This is a genomic window from Mesorhizobium sp. 2RAF21 (genome assembly GCF_052115345.1).
GTDB classification, from domain to species: domain Bacteria; phylum Pseudomonadota; class Alphaproteobacteria; order Rhizobiales; family Rhizobiaceae; genus Mesorhizobium; species Mesorhizobium terrae.
In genome coordinates this window covers 18,129-37,227 of record NZ_JBFRGM010000023.1, presented here as the reverse complement: position 1 = coordinate 37,227, position 19,099 = coordinate 18,129, and the positions used below count along the sequence as shown (strand labels likewise).

Annotated in this window: 19 protein-coding genes; 8 read left to right on the top strand and 11 right to left on the bottom strand. The window is 64.5% G+C overall.

Features of this window, described 5'->3' with window-relative positions:
* Window positions 1–3: 3 nt before the first annotated feature.
* Together AB4136_RS27940 and AB4136_RS27935 are read right to left on the bottom strand one after the other, a co-directional pair.
* Entirely contained in the window at window positions 4–978 is a 975-nt protein-coding gene (locus AB4136_RS27940) for a WD40 repeat domain-containing protein (RefSeq protein ID WP_024925934.1), read from the bottom strand.
* 125 nt (window positions 979–1,103) lie between these two features.
* A complete protein-coding gene (locus AB4136_RS27935) occupies window positions 1,104–2,180 on the bottom strand; it encodes a CobW family GTP-binding protein (RefSeq protein WP_024925935.1) in 1,077 nt (358 codons plus the stop codon).
* Window positions 2,181–2,465: 285 nt separating this feature from the next.
* Here AB4136_RS27935 and AB4136_RS27930 point away from each other — a divergent pair, with 285 nt between their 5' ends.
* The gene (locus AB4136_RS27930) at window positions 2,466–2,939 is read left to right on the top strand and encodes a MarR family winged helix-turn-helix transcriptional regulator (RefSeq protein WP_024925936.1); all 474 of its coding nucleotides are present in this window, start codon (window positions 2,466–2,468) and stop codon (window positions 2,937–2,939) included.
* Window positions 2,940–2,953: 14 nt separating this feature from the next.
* On the opposite strand, the gene AB4136_RS27925 is transcribed toward AB4136_RS27930, so the two are convergent.
* Window positions 2,954–3,835 carry an AraC family transcriptional regulator gene (locus AB4136_RS27925; RefSeq protein ID WP_024925937.1) on the bottom strand — a complete coding sequence of 294 codons (882 nt, stop codon included), beginning with the start codon at window positions 3,833–3,835 and terminating at the stop codon, window positions 2,954–2,956.
* Between the two features lie 35 nt (window positions 3,836–3,870).
* On the opposite strand from AB4136_RS27925, the gene AB4136_RS27920 reads away from it, so the two are divergent.
* From AB4136_RS27920 to AB4136_RS27910, 3 genes are all read left to right on the top strand, one after another.
* Window positions 3,871–4,278 carry a DUF2000 family protein gene (locus AB4136_RS27920; protein WP_024925938.1) on the top strand — a complete coding sequence of 136 codons (408 nt, stop codon included), beginning with the start codon at window positions 3,871–3,873 and terminating at the stop codon, window positions 4,276–4,278.
* A gap of 176 nt (window positions 4,279–4,454) precedes the next feature.
* Complete coding sequence (locus AB4136_RS27915; RefSeq protein ID WP_036255404.1) at window positions 4,455–5,339, top strand: DMT family transporter; 885 nt, start codon at window positions 4,455–4,457, stop codon at window positions 5,337–5,339.
* A gap of 64 nt (window positions 5,340–5,403) precedes the next feature.
* Window positions 5,404–6,426, top strand: coding sequence for a LacI family DNA-binding transcriptional regulator (locus tag AB4136_RS27910; RefSeq protein ID WP_024925940.1), 1,023 nt, complete (start codon window positions 5,404–5,406; stop codon window positions 6,424–6,426).
* Window positions 6,427–6,455: 29 nt separating this feature from the next.
* Here AB4136_RS27910 and AB4136_RS27905 read toward each other — a convergent pair whose 3' ends face one another.
* From AB4136_RS27905 to AB4136_RS27870, 8 genes are all read right to left on the bottom strand, one after another.
* Window positions 6,456–7,964 carry an aldehyde dehydrogenase family protein gene (locus tag AB4136_RS27905; protein ID WP_137901102.1) on the bottom strand — a complete coding sequence of 503 codons (1,509 nt, stop codon included), beginning with the start codon at window positions 7,962–7,964 and terminating at the stop codon, window positions 6,456–6,458.
* Between the two features lie 18 nt (window positions 7,965–7,982).
* On the bottom strand, window positions 7,983–8,327 hold the full coding sequence (locus AB4136_RS27900) for a cupin domain-containing protein (protein ID WP_024925942.1): 345 nt from the start codon (window positions 8,325–8,327) through the stop codon (window positions 7,983–7,985).
* A gap of 24 nt (window positions 8,328–8,351) precedes the next feature.
* A complete protein-coding gene (locus AB4136_RS27895) occupies window positions 8,352–8,699 on the bottom strand; it encodes a cupin domain-containing protein (protein WP_024925943.1) in 348 nt (115 codons plus the stop codon).
* On the bottom strand, window positions 8,696–9,985 hold the full coding sequence (locus AB4136_RS27890) for a glycosyltransferase (protein WP_024927305.1): 1,290 nt from the start codon (window positions 9,983–9,985) through the stop codon (window positions 8,696–8,698). The genes AB4136_RS27895 and AB4136_RS27890 overlap by 4 nt, the downstream gene beginning before the upstream one ends.
* 15 nt (window positions 9,986–10,000) lie before the next feature.
* Window positions 10,001–11,074, bottom strand: coding sequence for an ABC transporter ATP-binding protein (locus tag AB4136_RS27885; protein ID WP_024927190.1), 1,074 nt, complete (start codon window positions 11,072–11,074; stop codon window positions 10,001–10,003).
* Window positions 11,071–11,859, bottom strand: a complete 789-nt coding sequence (locus AB4136_RS27880; RefSeq protein ID WP_024927191.1) for an ABC transporter permease — start codon at window positions 11,857–11,859, stop codon at window positions 11,071–11,073. Before AB4136_RS27880 ends, AB4136_RS27885 begins: the two co-directional genes overlap by 4 nt.
* On the bottom strand, window positions 11,852–12,691 hold the full coding sequence (locus AB4136_RS27875) for an ABC transporter permease (RefSeq protein WP_024927192.1): 840 nt from the start codon (window positions 12,689–12,691) through the stop codon (window positions 11,852–11,854). Before AB4136_RS27875 ends, AB4136_RS27880 begins: the two co-directional genes overlap by 8 nt.
* A 106-nt stretch (window positions 12,692–12,797) precedes the next feature.
* Window positions 12,798–13,856 carry a polyamine ABC transporter substrate-binding protein gene (locus AB4136_RS27870; protein WP_024927193.1) on the bottom strand — a complete coding sequence of 353 codons (1,059 nt, stop codon included), beginning with the start codon at window positions 13,854–13,856 and terminating at the stop codon, window positions 12,798–12,800.
* A gap of 223 nt (window positions 13,857–14,079) precedes the next feature.
* Between AB4136_RS27870 and AB4136_RS27865 the strand changes: the two genes are divergently transcribed.
* The 4 genes from AB4136_RS27865 (at window position 14,080) to AB4136_RS27850 (ending at window position 19,071) form a co-directional block, all read left to right on the top strand.
* Window positions 14,080–15,018, top strand: a complete 939-nt coding sequence (locus AB4136_RS27865; RefSeq protein WP_024927194.1) for a GntR family transcriptional regulator — start codon at window positions 14,080–14,082, stop codon at window positions 15,016–15,018.
* 6 nt (window positions 15,019–15,024) lie between these two features.
* The gene (locus AB4136_RS27860; protein WP_024927304.1) at window positions 15,025–16,311 is read left to right on the top strand and encodes a nucleotide disphospho-sugar-binding domain-containing protein; all 1,287 of its coding nucleotides are present in this window, start codon (window positions 15,025–15,027) and stop codon (window positions 16,309–16,311) included.
* 124 nt (window positions 16,312–16,435) lie between these two features.
* Complete coding sequence (locus AB4136_RS27855; RefSeq protein ID WP_024922635.1) at window positions 16,436–17,782, top strand: glutamine synthetase family protein; 1,347 nt, start codon at window positions 16,436–16,438, stop codon at window positions 17,780–17,782.
* Window positions 17,783–17,784: 2 nt separating this feature from the next.
* A complete protein-coding gene (locus AB4136_RS27850) occupies window positions 17,785–19,071 on the top strand; it encodes an NAD(P)/FAD-dependent oxidoreductase (protein ID WP_036255434.1) in 1,287 nt (428 codons plus the stop codon).
* Window positions 19,072–19,099 lie beyond the last annotated feature (28 nt).

Sequence of the window (19,099 nt, the reverse complement as noted above, 5' to 3'; positions counted from 1 at the left end):
TGCTTAAGCAGTGATGTCGATGATCCCGCAGTCGCCGGTGGCACTGCCGAAGGCGACGCGGCGTTCCTCGCGGTCCCATGCCAGCGCCGTGATGGCGCCCTTGCCGGGGCGGCGCAACAGCACTTCCTTGGCATCGGCGAAGCGGGCGGCGATCACCATGCCGTCCTCATAACCGATCGCCACGACGTCTTCGCTCGGGTGGCATGCCACTGCGGTGACCATGGTGTTGCCGCGCGTGCCGAGTTCCAGTGGTGCCTTGCCCATCGGTCCGTCCTTGGCCTGGAACGGCCATACGATCGCCGCCGGCGCGCCGGAACTGGCCAGCCATTTGCCGCGCGCGCTCCATGACAGGCTCTTCACCTTGGCGGGGTAGCCTGACATGCGCATGTGCTTGCCGTCGGCCAGCTTCCAGCCATGCAGGGCGTTTTCCTGCATCGTGGTCACGAGGAAATTGCCGTCGGGCGAGAAGGCGACGCCGGTATGGGCGCCGGCCCATTCCAATTCCGTCGGCTTGCCTTCAGTGGCGGGGAAATGCAGCGTCGCGCCATTGTAGCGGGCAACGCCGAAGCGCATGCCCTTCGGTGCGAAAGCCAGTCCTTCAACCGTGCGCGGGTGTTGGAATTCCTTGGTCTTGCCGTCGGCGAAGCGCACGAAGGCGCTCTTGCCAACGCCATAGGCGATGGCGCCCTGGGGACCTGCGGCGACACTGGTTACCCATTTCCTGCCGGCCGTCGCGAGTTCCTCGACCACGCCATTGGCCTTGACCGAAAACACCTTGCCGTCCTCGCCGCCGGTCACCAGCCTGTCATTGGCCGTGTCGTGGAAAGCGGTCAGCAGCCCGTCATTGGCTTGAACGGTCTTGTGACCGTGGTCCAGCCTGTGCACGGCGCCGTCGGCGAAGGCGAAATGCGGCACGTCGTCAAGGAAGACGGCGGTGATGCAATGGCCATCGATATCAAGCGGGGCGACTGTCGGCATCAGGCAGAATTCCGTGCAAATATTCGAATGGCGGCGCCGAAAAATTCAGCCCCTCACCGGCTTTCGTAGCCGGTGAGGGGCTTACTCGACCTTTCCGCTCCAGGCAAGGAAGCGCGCCGCGACACTCAGGCCGCCTGGCAGGCCTCGAAGCTCGACTTCAGCCGTTCGGCGTCCAGCTTGCGGCCGATGAATACCAGCCGGCTTTCATGCTTCTCGCCGTCTTTCCAGGCGCGCTGATGGTCGCCTTCGATGATCATGTGCACGCCCTGCAGCACATAGCGGTCCGGATCGTCCTTGAGCGCGATGATGCCCTTCAGGCGCAGGATGTTCGGCCCTTCCATCTGGGTGATCTTCTCGATCCAGGGGAAGAACTTCTTCGGGTCCATCTCGCCGCCGCGCAATGACACTGACTGCACCGTCACATCGTGGATAGGCGAAGCGTGGTGATGATGGTCATGATCGTGGTGGTGGTGATTATGATCATGATGATGGTGGTGATGGTCGTGGTCGCAGTCCGGGCCGCATTCATGATCGTGGTCGTGATCATGCGCGTCGAGGAAATGCGGGTCGTTGTCCAGCGCGCGCTTCAGGTCGAAGGCGCCACGGTCGAGCACTTCCGACAGCGCAACGCCGGAACGTTGGGTGCGGTGGATGCGGGCCGAAGGGTTGATGGCGCGGATCGTCGCCTCGACGCTGGCGAGTTCTTCAGGCGTCACCAGGTCGGTCTTGTTCAGCACGACCACGTCGGCGAAGGCGATCTGGTCCTCGGCCTCCTTGGAATCCTTCAGGCGCAGCGGCAGGTGCTTGGCGTCGACCAGTGCGACGACCGCGTCGAGCTTGGTCTTGGAACGCACGTCGTCGTCCATGAAGAAGGTCTGGGCCACCGGTGCCGGGTCGGCAAGACCGGTGGTCTCGACCAGGATCGCGTCGAAGCGGCCGGGCCGACGCATCAGGCCTTCGACGGTGCGGATCAGGTCGCCGCGCACCGTACAGCACACGCAACCGTTGTTCATCTCGTAGATTTCCTCGTCGGATTCCACAATCAGGTCATTGTCGATGCCGATCTCGCCGAATTCGTTGACGATCACGGCATAACGCTTGCCATGGTTTTCAGAGAGAATGCGGTTGAGCAGCGTCGTCTTGCCGGCGCCGAGATAGCCGGTCAGCACGGTTACGGGGATCTGCGTCTGTGTCTCGCTCATATCGGGGCCTCGAGAGGGAATTTGCCTCCATATAGGACGCCGCTGGCGCTTTTGCACCTGCCAAACCGCTGATCCAGGATGGTTTGCCGCCTCGATCGCACTGCCTTTTCGCAGCGCGATAATCCTTTGTCATCTAACTGAAATAATGATCTGTCATTAGCCACGGCGACTGTTGCGTGGCTTGCCGGCAAAGCGCTTCGTTTGGCCGGCCTCTTTGAACAATGATTGCCAATCCGAGCGCCACGGCTATTGTTGCCCGGTCCGGCGCGGTCGAGGAGACTGACCATGGCCAAGGCTGATAAAAGTGCGACGATGAGCCGGCTGCATTCCGCAGCCCGGCTGGCGCGAACCGCGCTCGCTGCCAGATTGCTGGCGCACGGGTTTTATGCCGGGCAGGACCAGATCATGCTGGCGCTGAGCCGCGAGGACGGCCAGACCCCCGGCACTCTGGCCGACCGGCTGGGCGTACGTCCGCCCACCATCACCAAGACCATCAACCGGTTGCAGGCGCAGGGCTTCCTCGACAAGCGCGCTTCCAATGCCGATGCCCGCCAGGCGCATATCTTCCTCACCGATTCGGGCCGCGAGACCATCCACGCCATCGAGAAGTCGGTGAAGAAGACCGAGAAACAGGCGCTGCGCGGCCTCGACAAGAAAGACCAGAAGACCCTGTTCAAGCTGCTCGCCCGCATCGAGGCGAACCTGTCGGACGAAGAGATCGTGCTCGCCGACGAGGAAGAGGAAGAACAGGACGCCTGACGCCCGGCTTCGGCTTACGCCGCTTGGGCCTGGCCCGGCGCTTTGCGACGGATCAATGACGACCAGCGCCCCGGTGTCAGGCCAAAGGCCTTCTTGAACTGCCGGTTGAAATGGCTCTGGTCGCTGAAGCCGGCCGCCGCCGCGATTTCCGCCAGCGGCATGTCTGCCCTCATCATCCGTTTTGCCTGTTCCAACCGCCGCATCAGAAGGAAGCGATGTGGGCTGGTGGAGAAGGCGGCGCGGAAATGGCGTGACAGCGCATAGCGGTCGAGGCCGGTGACCGCTTCCAGCGCGTCGGACCGCACCAGTTCCAGTGCATTTTCCCTGAGATAGTCGCGCGCACGATTGGCCGCGCTCCAAGCCGTTTTACCCAACACCTTGTCCGGGCGGTTAGCGTGCCGCAGCAGGAAGCCGGCAAGCTCGGCCACGAAATCGTCGACAAACAGCGGGTCCAGCCCACGGTCGAGTTCGTCGAACGCACCGGCGAGCGTTGTACGGAACGCCGCGTCGTCGACGACTGCCTCGGGCACGAAGGGCAGCGGCGCGCCACCCATGGCGTCGGCCAGCAGCGACGGTTCCAGATAGAGCATGTGATAGCGCAGTTCCGTGTCGGTGCCGGCGCCGCCATCATGCACCTCGTCCGGGTGTAGCACCATCAGCTGGCCGGGCAGGCTGTGGCGTTCCGCGCCCCGGTAGTGAAAGCTCTGCACGCCCGACAATGTCACGCCGATCGCATAGGTGTCGTGTCGATGCGGGTCGAAGACGGGGCCATGAAACCAGGCTTCCATGCGCTCTATGCCGTTCAGATCAGGCGCCTGCACGATGCGGTCGCCGCCGTCATGCGCGCACAAACGTCCAAGACCCTGGAAGGCCTCATTGGATAAATCGGTCGGCATCATCTCGGTCATCGGAACTGATATAGGAAGCTGCCATGTTCGACACCAAGTTTACAATCGTGCTGAGGGAAGATCTGGCCGTCTGGCAGAAACTCAACGTCGCCGCCTTCCTCAGCACCGGTGTCGCCGCCCAGTTTCCGCAGATGATCGGCGAGCCCTATCGCGACCGTGCCGGCAACATCTACAACGCCTTGTCGATCCAGCCGGTTATTGTTTTGTCGGCCGACCAGACCACCTTGTCCACCATCCACCGCCGTTCGCTGGAACGGGGTGTGACGATCTCGCTTTATGTCGAAGAGATGTTCTCGACCGGCTTCGATTCGCTGAACCGCGAGACCTTTGCCAAATTCGCCCCGGACGACGCGAAAGTGGTCGGCATTGCCATGCGCGCCGACAAGAAGATCGTCGACAAGATCACCAAGGGCGCGCGTATGCAGGCCTGAGTGCCGAGCTGCTGCCTCGGCACCGTGGAATCCCGCGCCAGCGGCATCTTTTATATTGCCGCCGGCCGCCGTTTCCCGCACAAGCTGGTCACGATCGAACTTCGTGACGCCTTGCAGCCGTGAACCAGCCCAACAGACAGGAAGAAAGTGCGACGCCACCGGCGGCGATCGCCTACATGCTGTCTGTCTACGTCTCGTTCTCCTTTCTCGACACCTCTTCCAAATATCTGGTGCTGGCAGGCATCGCCCCGCTCTTCATCGCCTGGATGCGCTTCACCGTGCATGTCGTGCTGGTCATGGGTCTGTTCCGCTCCTGGCAGGGGCTGGCGCGCTTTCGGGCTGCGAACCTGCCGGCGCATATCCTGCGCGGCGTGCTGCTGCTTGGCTCCACCTTGTTCAACATCCTGGCGCTGCGCACGCTGCAGCTTGCCGAAACCACGTCGATCTATTTCTTCGGGCCGATGGTCATCACCGCACTGGCCGGCCCGTTGCTCGGCGAATGGGCCGGCTGGCGGCGCTGGTTGGCGATCCTTGCCGGCTTTGTCGGCGTGCTGGTCATCACGCGGCCGGGCGTCGGCGTCTTCGGTGTCGGCCATCTCCTGGCGCTCGGCTCGATGCTGTCCAATTCCTTCTACGTCATCATGACGCGGCGCATGGCCGCCAAGGAGACGCCTGAGAGCCTGATCCTCTATTCGGCGCTTGTGCCATCCTTGCTGCTCCTGCCGACCTTGCCCTTCTCGGCGACGCTGCCGCCGGATGGCTGGCACTGGCTCATCCTGCTTCTGCTTGGCGTTTTCGGAGGTCTTGGCCACTGGCTGCTGATCCGAGCCTACAAGCTGGCCACCGCCACCGCGCTGGCGCCTTATCCTTATTCGCAGATGATCTGGATGATCGGCTTCGGTTATTTCATCTTCGGCCAGTTCCCGGACGGATGGACGCTCGGCGGTGCCGCCATCATCGTCGCCAGCGGCCTCTACATCCTGCACCGTGAGCACAGGCTGAGGGTTCGCAACCGCGCCGCGCTCGACGCCGAAACCGGAGAGCTGGCAAAAAAGCTTTGATTTGCCGTCGTTCGATGGCATAAGCCGCTTTTAAACAGTTTAAATTGAGCGGGAGCCAAGGGCGCTGGCACAGAAGATCAAGCTTTCGACCATTGCCGACGCACTCGGCGTTTCAACCGCCACAGTTTCGCTGGCGCTGCGCGACAGCCCGCTGGTGGCTGGCGCGACCCGCGAGAAGATCAAGGAACACGCCCGCGAGATCGGTTACATCTACAACCGCCGCGCCGCTTCGCTGCGCACATCGCGCTCCGGCATCGTCGGCGTCGTCGTGCACGACATCATGAACCCGTTCTATGCCGAGATCCTGCGCTCCATCGAGCACGAGCTCGACCGCAGCCGGCAGACCTTCCTGCTCTCAAACCACTACGACCAGCTCGACAAGCAGCGCACCTTCATCGACACGCTGCTGCAGCTTGGCGCCGATGGCGTCATCATGTCGCCGGCCATCGATACGCCGGCCTCCGACATCATCATGGCGGAGGAAAATGGCCTCCCCGCCGTGCTGATCGCGCGCGATGTCGAAGACGCGCATGTGCCCGTTTTTCGCGGCGACGACGCCTATGGAACGGCGCTCGCCACCAACCATCTGATCTCGCTTGGCCACAAGCGCATCGCCATGGTCGGCGGCACCGACCAGACCTCGACCGGGCGCGACCGCTATCAGGGCTATGTCAACGCCATGGAGGCGGCAGGGCTTGAGATCATGCCGTCCTGGCGCATTCCCGGACCCCGCACCAAGCAGGGCGGGTTCGAAGCCGCCGCGCAGTTCCTGGCGTTGAAGGACAAGCCGACCGCAGCCTGCTGCTGGAACGATCTCGTCGCCATCGGCCTGATGAACGGCATCGCCCGCGCCGGCCTGATGCCGGGCGTCGACATCTCGGTGACCGGTTATGACGATCTCGAGGAAGCGCAGATCGCGACGCCGGCGCTGACCACTGTGTGGAACGGCCAGCGCGAAGTCGGCCGCCGCGCCGCCAGCGCGCTGCTCGACAAGCTGAACGGCCAGACGGTGCGCCCTTCGCAGGAGCTCATCAAGCCGGAACTCCACGTGCGCCAGTCGACCGGCCGCCCGGTCGAACGGCACTAGCCGCCCTTCACGTCAGCCAGTTCTCCCGCTCACACGTGTTTGCGGCCGCCGGCGGCGCGGAACCATTTGTCCGGATAGGGATACCACCAGTCCTGGATGGTCGGCTTGTGGTCGATGATCACCATCTTCGAGCGGCGAAAGGCATCCAGCCCTTGCCGGCCGAGTTCGCGGCCGAGCCCCGAGGCCTTCCAGCCGCCGAAGGGCAATGCGTCATTGTCGATCAGCGGGTTGTTCACCCACACCATGCCGGCTTCCAGTTGTTCGGCCGCTTCATGCGCTTCGGCGAGATCGCTGGTGAAGATCGAGGCACCCAGCCCGAATGGGCTGTCATTGGCCAGCCGGATCGCCTCGTCGAAATCCTTCACCCGGCAGATCGCCGCCACCGGTCCGAAACACTCCTCGCGGCAGATCGCCATATCGGGCGTCACCCCGGTCAGGATGGTCGGCTCGTAGAACCAGCCGGTCGTCTGCGCCGGCGGAATGCGTCCGCCCGTCACCGCGGTCGCACCGTTGCGCACGGCGTCATCCACCAGACGCATCACCTTGGCGCGGGCGGCTTCGCTGACCAGCGGGCCGATCTCGCTCTTGTCGAGCCCGTTGCCGATCCTGAGTGCCCGCGTCCGCTCGGCGAACAGTTCGACGAAACGGTCATGCACGCTGTCGACCACATAGAAGCGCTCGGCCGAGGTGCAGACCTGTCCGGTCAGATGGAATGCGGCGGTCACCGCGCCGGCGGCGGCGACGTCCAGCGGCGCATGCGCCGACACGATCATCGGATCGCTGCCGCCCGCCTCGATGACGCAGGGTTTCATGCGTTCCGCGCAGGCCACCGCCACCGCGCGGCCGGCCGCAACGGACCCGGTAAAGGCGACCGCATGCGTGCGTTCCGAGGCAATCAAAGCCTTGCCCGTCTCGGCTCCGCCCGGCAGGCAGGAGACCAGCCCTTCCGGCAGCGTGGCGAACACGCGCATGAATTCGAGCGTCGACAGCGTCGTCGCCTCGGCCGGCTTGATCACGCAGCCGTTGCCGGCGGCCAGCGAGGCGGCCACCGTCCAGCACATCAAAAGGATCGGGAAGTTGTAGGGCATGATGTGCACCGAGACCCCGTAGGGTTCGTAGCGTGCATATTGGAACGAGCCGGCCTGGGTGGTCCCGGCCACCTTGCCGGCGTCGTCGCGCGCCATTTCGGCATAGTAGCGGAAGATCGGCGCGCAATTGGCGATCTCGCCGATCGCTTCCGGATAGGGTTTGCCCATCTCGCGCACCATCAGCTCGGCGCAATGCGTGAAATCGGCCGCCTCGATGGCGTTGGCCACCGCGTGCAGCTGCTTGGCGCGGCTCTTGGCATCGAGCCTCTTCCAGCCGAACTGGGCTTTGGTCGCCGCCGCAAGCACCGCGTCGATCTCCGCATCGGTCGCCGCCGCGATGGCTCCCACCGTCTCCAGCGTGGCGGGGTCGATCACCGCCTTGGCCGTGCCCATCATCGGCCGATAGCCGGGATTGACGAACAGGGCCGGTTGATGGGCCGAGAAATCCATATGCACCTCCCGATCCGCTCAGCGGATCATGTAGACCTTCTTGATCGTCTCGTGGACCGTGCAGACGCCCTTCCAGTCCTGCGGGAAGAACGCCGCCGTGTCGGGCTCGATCTCGATGACCTCGCCGGATTCGTGCACATAGGTGCAGCGGCCTTCCAGGAAGTGGCAGAACTCGTCGCGGGTGACGTGGCATTCCCATTTGCCGGGCGTGCAGATCCACAGGCCGCATTCGGAACGGCCCTCCGGGCCCTTGTGCAGGACCTTGCCCGAGGTGTGCGACTGGCCCTCGATCATGGTGGGGATGACGCCCCAGTCGACCAGGTCGGCCATGGCAAGCGGCGATTTCCAGACAGGTGTCGGCATGTTTGTTCCTTGGTTGGGCCGGTTTCAGGCCAGCATGTAGATGTTGCGGATGGTCTCATGGACCGTGCATTCGCCGGTCCAGCCGGCGGGGAACATCGCGGCGGTGTTCGGTGTGACCTCGACGACTTCGCCGTCGTCGCTGCGATAGGTCGCGCGACCGGCGACGAAATGGCAGAACTCGTCGCGGGGAATGGCAAGCCGCCAGCGGCCAGGCGTACACACCCAGATGCCGGACTCCGGCTGGGTGTTCGGCCCCTTGTGCACCAGCCGCCCGGTGGAGTGGGAAGCGCCCTCGATCGCGTTGGGCTGCACGCCCCAGTCGACAAGGTCGGTGCGGGTCGAGGCTTGGGTCAGATGCGGGGCCGAGCTCATGCCGCGGCCTCCGCCAGCAGGCCTTCCAGCAGGCGCGCCGCCTTGGCCGGGCCGTCCTGCGCCTGCATATGTGCCGAGGTGGCGGTGAGGCGGGCCTTGAGGCGTGGATTGGTCAGGCAGTCCTCCAGTCTGGCGACGAGCTCGGCCTCGGTCCAGTCATAGCGCGGCATCTTGAAGCCGTGGCCGGTTTCCTGCACGCGCGTCGCATTGTCATGGCCGTCCCACACATAGGGCATGATGATGGCCGGCTTGCCGAAGAACAGGCTTTCGGTGAAGGAGTTGTTGCCGCCGTGGTGGATGACGGCGTCGACCTGCGGGATCACCGAGGGCTGCGGGAACCAGCCGTCGATGATGACATTGGCAGGCACGTCCCCGTATTGCTCCTTGTAGCCGCCGACATTGACGAGCGCGCGGTAGCGGGTTTTGCCGATCGCGGCGATGATGCGCTTGAGCAGCTCCGTGTCGCCGGCCCCAAGACTGCCGAAGGAGACGTAGATCAGCGGCCCGTCCTTGTTGGCGGCGAAGGCCGGCACCTCATATGGCACCTCCTTGCGCACGCAGCCTTCGAGGTACTGAAACCGCCCGGGGTCGAGCGGATGACGACGTTTGAACTTCGCCGCCTCCGGATAGAGCAGGAGGTTGAGATAGGGCGACGCCTCGAAGAACTGGCCGAGCGGATAAGGCGCTTCGCCGGAACCGGCGAGGAAGGCGTTGAAGTCATCATGGATCGGCCTGATCACCTGGTTGAAGTGGTCGCGATAGGCGGCATGCCCGGCATGATCGTTTTCGCCGCAACCGGAGAGATGCGGCGGGATATCCTCGTCCTCGATCTCATTTTCGGAGCACGAGATGATGCGCACCCACGGCTTGCCATACTGCTTGATGGCCGGAAACAGAACGACATTGTCGACGCAGATCACGTCAGGCCGGATTTTGGCGAGAATGCCTGGCAGATCCTTCTGCGCCCATTTGGCGCTGTCGACGATCGCCGTCCAGCAATCCTTCACATAGTTGTCGACCTGGTCGTAGGGCGATTTGCGGAAATTGGGGATGTGGCCGTTGATGAAGTCTTCCCAGAATTTCGCCATCTGCTCGGCCGGCATCGGCTCGGACAGGTTCACCGGATGGGCCTCGAAACCGTAACCTTTGTAGACGTCGACAAAGCCGGGGTCGGAGAGGAAGACCGCCCTGTGCCCGCGCGCCTCCAGCGCCTGGGCGATGCCGACCGAATTCAGCGCCGGGCCGAACGCCGCTTCCGGAAAAAACGCCACCGTCTTTTGCATCATGTCCTCCTCCTCAAATCACTCGGGAAAAATGCGCGTGTCGGCCGCGCTCCAGCCGGCTTCGACGCTCTCGCCAACGCGCGGCGGGCGCCGGTCGGCGGCATCGGCGGTAAGGCGGATCGTGAATGGCGCCGGGCAGGCGTCGGTGCGGATGTGCACCTGCAGGTCCAGCCCGTGATAGGCGAGCGCCTCCACCGTCCCGCGCACGCGGTTCTCGGTCGGCTCTGTCGGAAACAGCGCGATGCGCTCCGGCCGCACCGCCGCCACCGCGGCCGCACCCGCTGCGAGATTGGCCGGTACGGCGCCTGAAACCTTGGCGCCGCTCGCCAGATCGAGCCCGTCGCCATTGGCGCGGCCGGGCAGGAAATTCATGACGCCGATGAAATCCGCGACGAACCGGTCGGCCGGCCGCTCGTAAATGGCGTGCGGCGTGTCGCATTGCAGCAGCCGGCCGTTGCGCAGCACCGCCACGCGGTCGGCCATCACCAGCGCTTCTTCCTGGTCGTGAGTGACGACCACGAAGGTGATGCCAACCTCATGCTGCAGGCGCTTCAGTTCCAGCTGCATGGCGCCGCGCAGCTTCTTGTCCAGCGCGCCGAGCGGCTCGTCGAGCAGGAGCAGGCGCGGCCGCTTCACCAGCGCGCGCGCTAGCGCCACACGCTGCTTCTGGCCGCCCGACAATTGGTCCGGCTTGCGGTCGGCTAGCCCTGCGAGCTGCGTCGTCTCCAGCATCGCGTCGACCCGCGAGCGGATTTCGGCCGCAGGCAGCCTTTCCATCTCCAGACCATAGGAGATGTTGGCGCGCACGGTCATGTGCGGAAACAGCGCGTAGGACTGGAACATCAGGTTGACCGGGCGCCGGTTAGGCGGCACCCGCGCGATATCGTTGCCATCCAGCAGGATGCGCCCTTCGCTTGGCATTTCGAAACCGGCGAGGATGCGCAACAAGGTGGTCTTGCCGCAGCCTGACGGACCGAGCAGGGCGAAGAACTCGTTCTCGCGGATGTCGATCGACACGGCGTCGAGCGCGGTCACCGCGCCGAACCGCTTGTTCACCTGGTCGATGCCGAGCAGTGTCGCCTTTGCGCTCATGATGCGATGACCCCGCGGTTGAGGCGTTGCGACAAAGCGAGCGCCGTCACGCTTACCGCCATGACGATGCTGGCCAACGCGTTGATCTCCGGCGTGATGCCGAAACGGATCATCGAATAGATCTGCATCGGCAGCGTTGTGGACGAGCGCCCGGCGCCGGCCGTGAAGAAGGCGATGATGAATTCGTCGACCGAAAGCGTGAAGGCGAGCAGCGCGCCGGCAATGACGGCCGGCAGAATGACCGGCAGCGTCACGCGGCGAAACGTCGTCACGCCCGATGCGCCAAGATCGGCCGACGCCTCGATGATCGACCAGTCGAAGCTTTTTAGCCGCGCCCGCACGACGGAGCAGACGAAGGCGAGATTGAACACCACATGCGCCATGATGATGGTGTGCAGGCCCATCGGCATGTCGAGCATTGAAAAGAAGGAGAGCAGCGCGATCGCCAGCACGATGTCGGGAATGATCATCGGCGCGAACACCAGCGCTTCCAGCATGCGGCCGCGCCTGCGGCGAACCTCCATGCCAAGCGCCAGCAACGTGCCGAGCAGTGTGGCGACGGTGGTCGATATGAGCGCTACGATCAGCGTGTTGAATGCCGCCGACAGTATGGCGCGGTTACCCGCCAGCGCCGCATACCATTTCAGCGAGAAGCCGGACCAGGCCGTCGGCAGTCCACCCTCGTTGAAGGACAGCGCCACGAGCACGGCGATGGGGATATAGAGGAATATGAAGACGGCGATCAGAACGAGCTTCAGCCCGTGCGGCATGGAAGCACTATTCATCGGCGCCCGCCTTGGCCCTGCCGATGCCTGAGGCGCGTTCGGCCACCATTGCCTGGATCGTCAGCAGGAGCATCATGATGGCGATCAGCGTCATCGACAGCGCCGCGCCGAACGGCCAGTCATTGGCTGTCAAAAACTGGTCGTAGACGAGGTTGCCGATCATCTGGAAGCGGCCGCCGCCGAGCAGAGCCGGCGTCACGAAATTGCCGATCGACAACACGAACACGAACACCGCGCCGGCGGCGATGCCGTGGAAGGTCAGCGGTAGCGTCACGCGCCGGAAGGTGGTGGCGGCCGAGGCGCCGAGATCGCGCGAGGCCTCGCGCAGTTCCTGGTTGAGCCGCGACAGCGGCGCATAGCAGGCTAGAATCACGAAGGGCAGGTAGTTATAGACAAGCCCGGCGATGACCGCGCCTTCGGTGTAGAGCAGGGAAGGCGGCTCGCCCTGATAGCCGAACCAGCGCAGCAATTGCGTCACCAGGCCTTCGCGGTTGAGCAGCACGATCCAGGCGTAGGTGCGGATCAGGTAGTTCGACCAGAACGGCAGCACCGCGAGGAAGAGCAGCACCGGTTGCCGCCGTCGCGGAGCCGAGGCAATCGCATAGGCCGCCGCATAACCGACGACCGCTGCGATGACGGTGGCGAGCCCGGCGATCCGCGCCGAATTGAGGAAGATGCCGGTATAGAGCGGGTCCAGCACTCGGCCGAAATTTTCGAGCGTGAAAGTGTATTCGATGCCGCCATAGATGCCGCGTCGAAAGAAGGCGAGCGCCAGCACCAGCGCGCAGGGCAGCACCATGAGCGCGGTGAGCCAGGCGAGCGCCGGCGCCATCAACACAGTCGAACGGGTTTGCACTTGCGACACGGGTTGCACTTGATCCGGTATTGGGAGGGCTTCTGACCCCGGCGGCGGGTCTTCGCCGCCGGGGGATGGCGGTTTATTGCGCCGCCTTGATCTCGCTGACCGTCTTGGAATAGTCGCGCTGCGCATTGCCGACGTCGCGCAACTGCTCGAATTTGACGAGTTCCACGACTGGAATGGTCAGGTTGGGGAACTTGGTGAGGAACTCGGCCGGAAGGCTTTCCATCGCCGGCTTGTTCGGCACCTTGTAGTCGATGTTCAGCGCCGCCCAGGCATGCGTCTTGGCATCGAGGATGTAGTTGATGAACTTGAAGGCCTCGTCCTTGTGTTCGGACGCCTTCATCACCACCATCGTGTCCAGCCAGAGGTCGGAGCCTTCTTTCGGGATCACATATTTGATGGCCGGGTTCTTATCGATGCCGTAGTTGCACCAGCCGTCCCAGGCCTGCACCATCAGCGCCTCGCCGGACACCAGCTTGGAATAGAAGGTGGTGTCGTCATAGGCGAGCAGCGTTTTCTTGGCCGCGATCAGCGTGTCCTTCACTTCGGCCAGCTTGGTCGCATCGGTCTCGTTCACCGAATAGCCCTTGGCCAGGAAGCCGGCGGCAAGCAGCCAGCGGTCGGTCGCCAGCATCGTCGTCTTGCCCTTCAGGTCGGCGGAAGGCGCCAGAAGATCGTTCCATGACGACGGAGCCGCCTTGACCAGATCCGAACGATAGCAGAGGCCGGTCGTGCCCCAGGTGTAGGGCACCGAGAAGGTGTTGCCCGGGTCGTAGGGCAGCTTGGTGGCTTCCGGGTACAGATTGGCGAGATTGGGCACCTTGGCGTGGTCGATCGGTTCGACCAGGCCGAGCTTGTTCAGCACCTCGGCGAAAGGCGATGATACGAACACCACGTCGTAGCCCTTGCCGCCCGAGGCGACGAGCTTGCCCATGATCTCCTCGTTGGTGGCATGCACCACCACCTCGGCGCCGATGCCGCTGGTGGCCTTGAAGGCGTCGACCGTGTCGGGCGCCATGTAGCCGTCCCAGTTGGAAATCACCAGGTCGGCCGACGCCGCCGGCGAAGCCAGCGCGAGCGCAAAGACAAGCATCGCCGAACCGGCTCCGCGCCGGCGGCATGGCAGGACAGTCATGTCGAAACCTCCAATTGTTCGAGCGTCAGCGTTATGGCTGGTCGAAGGCGGCTATGATCCGCTTCTCCGAAGTGTTCCCAGTTTCTTGTCGTTTTGAGAGACAGTACTATTGTGAGAAAAAAAACGTCAATCGATATTTTTTCGCCTACTTCATCGAAGCCACTTGTCCTTTTTGAGACAATCGGCCAAGTCTGAGGGCGACGGCACCAAGCCCAGAGTTGTCATGCAAGCAGCAGACCGCCGACCTCGCGCCAACCATCTGGATCTCGCGCAGCGTATTCTCGACGTTGTGCGGCAGCGGGGTTTCGGTATTGGGGCACGGCTGCCGGAACAGCAGATCGCGCAGCTCTGCAATGTCTCGCGCACCCCGGTGCGAGCGGCGCTGCGGCTGCTGACCGAGCGCGGCATGGTGGAGTGGCAGGCCGAGACCGGTTATCGGCTGGCCATCGATCCGGCCTGGCAGATGGTCGGCGCGGCCGAATTGCCCAGCGCCGAGGAAGACGACATCGCCGACGCCATCCTGCGCGACCGCTCCGCCCGCCGCATCGACGAGACGATTACCGCGAGCGGACTGATCAGGCGCTATGCGGCTGGTCGCGGCGCGGTACTAAAGGCGCTAAAGAAACTGGAAACGGAAAACCTCATCGAACGGGCGCCGGGACAATCCTGGGTGTTTCGGCCATCGCTCGACGGCAGCGAGGCCCGCGCTGAAAGCTACGAGTTCCGCCTCGTCATGGAGCCGGCCGCGATCCTGGCGTCCGGGTTCCGGCTGGACGGTGCGCGCGCCGTTACGCTGCGCCAGCGCATGGAAGCGCTGTTGGCCCTACCGGACACGGCCTTCGACATCCGCGCCTTCCAGGCGATCGACGCCGAGTTTCACGCCATGATCGCGCAGGGCGCGGCCAATCGCTTCATGGCCGAGGCGCTCGCCGGCCATCTCAAGCTCCGGCGCCTGCCGGGCGCGATGTCGGGCGTCAGCGTCTTCCGGCTGCGGCAATCCACGCACGAGCATCTCGGTATTCTCGATCACCTCGAGAGCGGCCAGTTTGAGGTCGCTGCCGACCTTCTGCGCGCGCATTTGCGTGTTTCGCGCAACCAGCGTCCGCATGCGGCCAGTCGCGGGGCGCCAGCCCTGTTCGGCGCCATCGGCAGGCCGAACTGACGTCCCATGGCAGGCGGCGCGCGTCCCACCATCGCCCTGTTTCCGGAAGCCAGTTTCGGCGCCGCGCTGAATTGCGTCGGCATCGCCCAGGCGCTGCAGGCGCGTGGCGCCCGTGCCGTCTTCATCTGTCACGCCGGGTTTTCCGGTGTCTTCGCCGACTACGGTTTCCAGGAATACCAGCTGCCCACCGACGACCGGCTGTCCGAGAGCGAGCGGCAGAACTACTGGCAGGCTTTCGTGAAACGGCATCTGCCGCATTTCCGGCTCGACCCGATCGATCAGATCGAGACCTATGTCGCGCCGACCTGGGAGGCGATCGTCGATACGGTCATCAAGGCCGAGGCGCCGCTCTGCGAGCTTTTGCCGAAGCTTCACCCGGATGCCATCGTGCTCGACAATGTCGCCATGTTCCCGGCGCTGGCCAATGCCGGCTGCCCATGGGTGCGGGTGGTGTCCTGCGCGGAAACCGAACTGCCCGATGCCGCCGTGCCGCCCTATCTCTCGGGATTTGCGGCAGAGGACTCCGACGGCCGCCATGCCTTCGAGGCCCGCTATGTCGATGCCGTCGCCCCCGCCCATGAGCGTTTCAACCGGTTCCGGGCCAGTCGCGGCCTGCCGCCCCTGCCGCCGGGTTCGTTTCTCGAGCCGTCGCCGTCGCTCAACCTTCTGCTCACGCCGGACATCGTGCGCCGGCAGCGCGCCGCGCCGCTCGATCCCGCCAGATATGTCTATCTCGAAGGCTGCGTGCGCACCGAAGGCCCCTACGAGGTGCCGGTGTTCCCGCGGGATGCCGGGCCGCTGGTCTATATGAGCTTTGGCAGCCTCGGTTCCACCGACGTCGACCTCATCGAGCGCATGCTCAAGGTGTTCGCCGCCATGCCGGCGCGCTTCCTGGTCAATGTCGGCAATCTGCGCGATGCCTATCGCGCCGTGCCCGACAATGTCCATCTCGACACCTGGTTCCCGCAGCCGTCGGTCGTCGCCATGGCCGACCTGTTCATTCATCACGGCGGCAACAACTCCTACTGCGAGGCGCTGCGCTTCGGCGTGCCGTCGCTGATCATGCCCTATTGCTGGGACGGCCACGACAATGCCCGCCGCGCCGAGGAAACCAGCACCGGCAAATGGCTGGACCGCGCCCATTGGACGCCGGACGAGCTTGCCGCCGCTGTTGGCGGTCTGCTAGGCGACGATGCCATGCGCGCGCGGTTGGCGGCCAACGCCGCGCATATGGCGGCGCGCCCCGGCGCCGAGCGCGCGGCCGAAGCCATTCTGGCGCTTCTCGACCACTGACCATCAATAACCCAGGAGGACAAAATGCAGATTGACGACCAACGCCCACGTTCCGGCCCTCTGCCCGGCAAGCCGCTCGCAACCTCGGACAAGATTACGGCATGGCGGATAGTGGTGGTGGGACATGACTGATACTGCGAAATGGCTCGAACAGCAGGCGATCTCGGAAGTCGAGTGCCTGGTTCCTGATATGAATGGTGTGCTGCGCGGCAAGATCGTACCCGCGCCGAAACTTCTGGCTCCGGCCGCCGACGCGGCGATCATGCTGCCGAACAGTGCCTTCATGGTGGCGATCACCGGCCACTACAGCGGCGCCGCCGACGACGAAAGCGCCTACCAGGATGCCGATATGCGGCTCCAGCCGGACCTCGCCAGCCTTTGCCCGGCGGCGGGAAATCGCCCCGGTCGCGCTTATGTCTTCGCCGACGCTTTCGCTCAGGACAGAACGCCCTGGCCATCCGCGCCGCGGCAAGTGCTGAAATCGGTGATCGAACTCTATGCGGCGCGCGGCTGGCGTCCGGTGATGGCGCCGGAGCTCGAATTTTATCTGACCGCGCCGAACCCCGACCCCACCGTGCCACCGGCCGCGCCGATCGGCCTTTCGGGTCGTGCCGAGACCTCGGCCAATCCCTACGGAATGGAAGCGCTCGGCGAGTTCCAGCCGGTCATCGATGAGATCTACCGCCGCGCGCAGGTGATGTCCCTGCCGCTGGACACGATGATCCACGAAACCGGCGCCGGCCAGCTTGAGATCAACTTCAAGCACGGCGATCCGCTGCAGCTCGCCGACCAGGTGCTTCTGTTCAAGCGTCTGGTGCGCGAGGCTGCGCGCGAGCACGGGCTGGCGGCCACCTTCATGGCCAAGCCGATCGCCGAGCAGGCGAGCAGCTCCATGCATCTGCACATGTCGGTGGTCGATGCGGTGAGCGGCCTCAACCTGTTCGCCGGCGAGGACGACCGCGACAGCGTGCTGTTCTCGCAGTTCGTCGGTGGGCTTCAGGCCTATGTTCCGCAGGCCATGCCGTTGTTTGCACCGAACGTGAACTCGTTTCGCCGGCTGCGTCCCTCGCTCAGCGCGCCCACCAATGTCGAATGGGCGCGCGACAACCGCACCTGCGGCCTGCGCGTGCCGGCATCGAAGCGGATCGGCCGGCGCGTCGAGAACCGGTTGCCGGGCGCCGACGCCAATCCCTATCTCGCCATGGCCGGGTCGCTGATCTGCGGCTATCTCGGCATCGAGGAGGGACTTGAGCGCAGGCCCGAGGCGCCCAGCAACGCCTACAAGGTGAAATCCACCTTGCCGCGGACGCTGGAGGACGCGCTGTCGCGCCTGGCCGAGTGCGAACCAGTGCGCCATCTGCTGGGGCAGACCTTCACCGACGCATTCCTGCGCCTGAAGCAAGTTGAGCTCGAGAACTTCCAGGGTGTCATCACCGCCTGGGAGCGCGATCATCTGTTCGCGAAGGCATGATCATGGGCTTCAATTCAGGTCTTGATATTGAACGCTCCTATTATGCGGCGACGGCCAATCCGTCGCCGCTTCATGCGCCGCTGACGGGCGAGGTGGATGCCGATCTTGTCGTGGTCGGTGGCGGCTGCACCGGCCTGTCGGCCGCGCTCCATGCCGCCGAGCGTGGGATGAAGGTGGTGCTGCTCGAAGGCGGGCGTATCGGCTGGGGCGCCTCCGGCCGCAATGGTGGCCAGATGATCGTCGGCCTGCGCAAGGGGGCGGCGGAACTGGTCAAGCTCTATGGCCGCGAACGCGCAAAGGCGTTGTTCGACCTCGCCTTCGAGGCCTGGGGGCTGGTGCTGGAGATGATCGAGCGCCATGCCATCGACTGCGACCTCAGGAAAACCGGCCATCTGGTCTGCGCGATCAGCGCTGGCGACATGGCCTGGTTCGAGCGCGAGCTCGAATGCCTGACCACCGTCATGGACTATCCGCACATGCGCATCCTGTCGGCGGCAGAATCGCGGGCGGCCGTCGATTCGCCCTATCACGGCGCTCTCTACGATGCGCTTGGCGGCCACATGCATCCGCTCAACTACACGCTTGGCCTCGCCCGCGCGGCGATAGCGGCGGGGGTGACGATCCACGAGGCGTCGCCAGCCTTGCGGGTGGACCGTCGCGGCGGCATCCGGGTCGAAACGGCGAAGGGTGCGGTACGCGCCCGCCACGTCGTTCTCGCCGGCGACGCCCTGCTGCACGGCATCGATACGAAGGTGGAAAGCCGCATCATGCCGGTGGGCAACTACATCGTCGCTACCGAACCGTTGGTTGATGCTGGCGAGGTCATCCCGAGCAATGCCGCCGTCTCGGACTCGCGTTTCGTCGTCAACTACTACAGGCTCTCAGCCGATGGGCGCCTGTTGTTCGGCGGCGGCGAGCGCTACACGCCGAGCCCGCCGGCCGACATCCAGGCCTTCGTGCGGCCGCATATGGAGCAGACCTTCCCGCAGCTCAAAGGCCGCCGCATCGACTATGCCTGGGGCGGGCTGGTGTCGGTCACCACGTCCCGCTTTCCGCATGTCGGCCGTGACGGTGAGGTCTATTTCGCACACGGCTATTCCGGCAAGGGCGTCATCTTGTCGACGCTCGCCGGCAAGCTGCTAGTCGAAGCGATCGCCGGCGAAACCGGCCGCTTCGACTTGTTCAAGGGACTGAACCCGATGCCGTTCCCTGGCGGTGCGGCCTTGCGAGGGCCGCTCTATGTGCTCGGCATGTTGTGGTACGCCATGCGCGATCGCCTGAAGCACTGACGGCCATTTCCACCGTCGCGCGCTGGCC

Excerpts from the sequence above, each read along its gene's own strand:
- AB4136_RS27940 (WP_024925934.1), bottom strand. The coding sequence starts at position 978 with ATGCCGACAGTCGCCCCGCTTGATATCGATGGCCATTGCATCACCGCC.
- AB4136_RS27935 (WP_024925935.1), bottom strand. The coding sequence starts at position 2,180 with ATGAGCGAGACACAGACGCAGATCCCCGTAACCGTGCTGACCGGCTAT.
- AB4136_RS27930 (WP_024925936.1), top strand. The coding sequence starts at position 2,466 with ATGGCCAAGGCTGATAAAAGTGCGACGATGAGCCGGCTGCATTCCGCA.
- AB4136_RS27925 (WP_024925937.1), bottom strand. The coding sequence starts at position 3,835 with ATGCCGACCGATTTATCCAATGAGGCCTTCCAGGGTCTTGGACGTTTG.
- AB4136_RS27920 (WP_024925938.1), top strand. The coding sequence starts at position 3,871 with ATGTTCGACACCAAGTTTACAATCGTGCTGAGGGAAGATCTGGCCGTC.
- AB4136_RS27915 (WP_036255404.1), top strand. The coding sequence starts at position 4,455 with ATGCTGTCTGTCTACGTCTCGTTCTCCTTTCTCGACACCTCTTCCAAA.
- AB4136_RS27905 (WP_137901102.1), bottom strand. The coding sequence starts at position 7,964 with ATGGATTTCTCGGCCCATCAACCGGCCCTGTTCGTCAATCCCGGCTAT.
- AB4136_RS27900 (WP_024925942.1), bottom strand. The coding sequence starts at position 8,327 with ATGCCGACACCTGTCTGGAAATCGCCGCTTGCCATGGCCGACCTGGTC.
- AB4136_RS27895 (WP_024925943.1), bottom strand. The coding sequence starts at position 8,699 with ATGAGCTCGGCCCCGCATCTGACCCAAGCCTCGACCCGCACCGACCTT.
- AB4136_RS27890 (WP_024927305.1), bottom strand. The coding sequence starts at position 9,985 with ATGATGCAAAAGACGGTGGCGTTTTTTCCGGAAGCGGCGTTCGGCCCG.
- AB4136_RS27885 (WP_024927190.1), bottom strand. The coding sequence starts at position 11,074 with ATGAGCGCAAAGGCGACACTGCTCGGCATCGACCAGGTGAACAAGCGG.
- AB4136_RS27880 (WP_024927191.1), bottom strand. The coding sequence starts at position 11,859 with ATGAATAGTGCTTCCATGCCGCACGGGCTGAAGCTCGTTCTGATCGCC.
- AB4136_RS27875 (WP_024927192.1), bottom strand. The coding sequence starts at position 12,691 with ATGGCGCCGGCGCTCGCCTGGCTCACCGCGCTCATGGTGCTGCCCTGC.
- AB4136_RS27870 (WP_024927193.1), bottom strand. The coding sequence starts at position 13,856 with ATGACTGTCCTGCCATGCCGCCGGCGCGGAGCCGGTTCGGCGATGCTT.
- AB4136_RS27865 (WP_024927194.1), top strand. The coding sequence starts at position 14,080 with ATGCAAGCAGCAGACCGCCGACCTCGCGCCAACCATCTGGATCTCGCG.
- AB4136_RS27860 (WP_024927304.1), top strand. The coding sequence starts at position 15,025 with ATGGCAGGCGGCGCGCGTCCCACCATCGCCCTGTTTCCGGAAGCCAGT.
- AB4136_RS27855 (WP_024922635.1), top strand. The coding sequence starts at position 16,436 with ATGACTGATACTGCGAAATGGCTCGAACAGCAGGCGATCTCGGAAGTC.
- AB4136_RS27850 (WP_036255434.1), top strand. The coding sequence starts at position 17,785 with ATGGGCTTCAATTCAGGTCTTGATATTGAACGCTCCTATTATGCGGCG.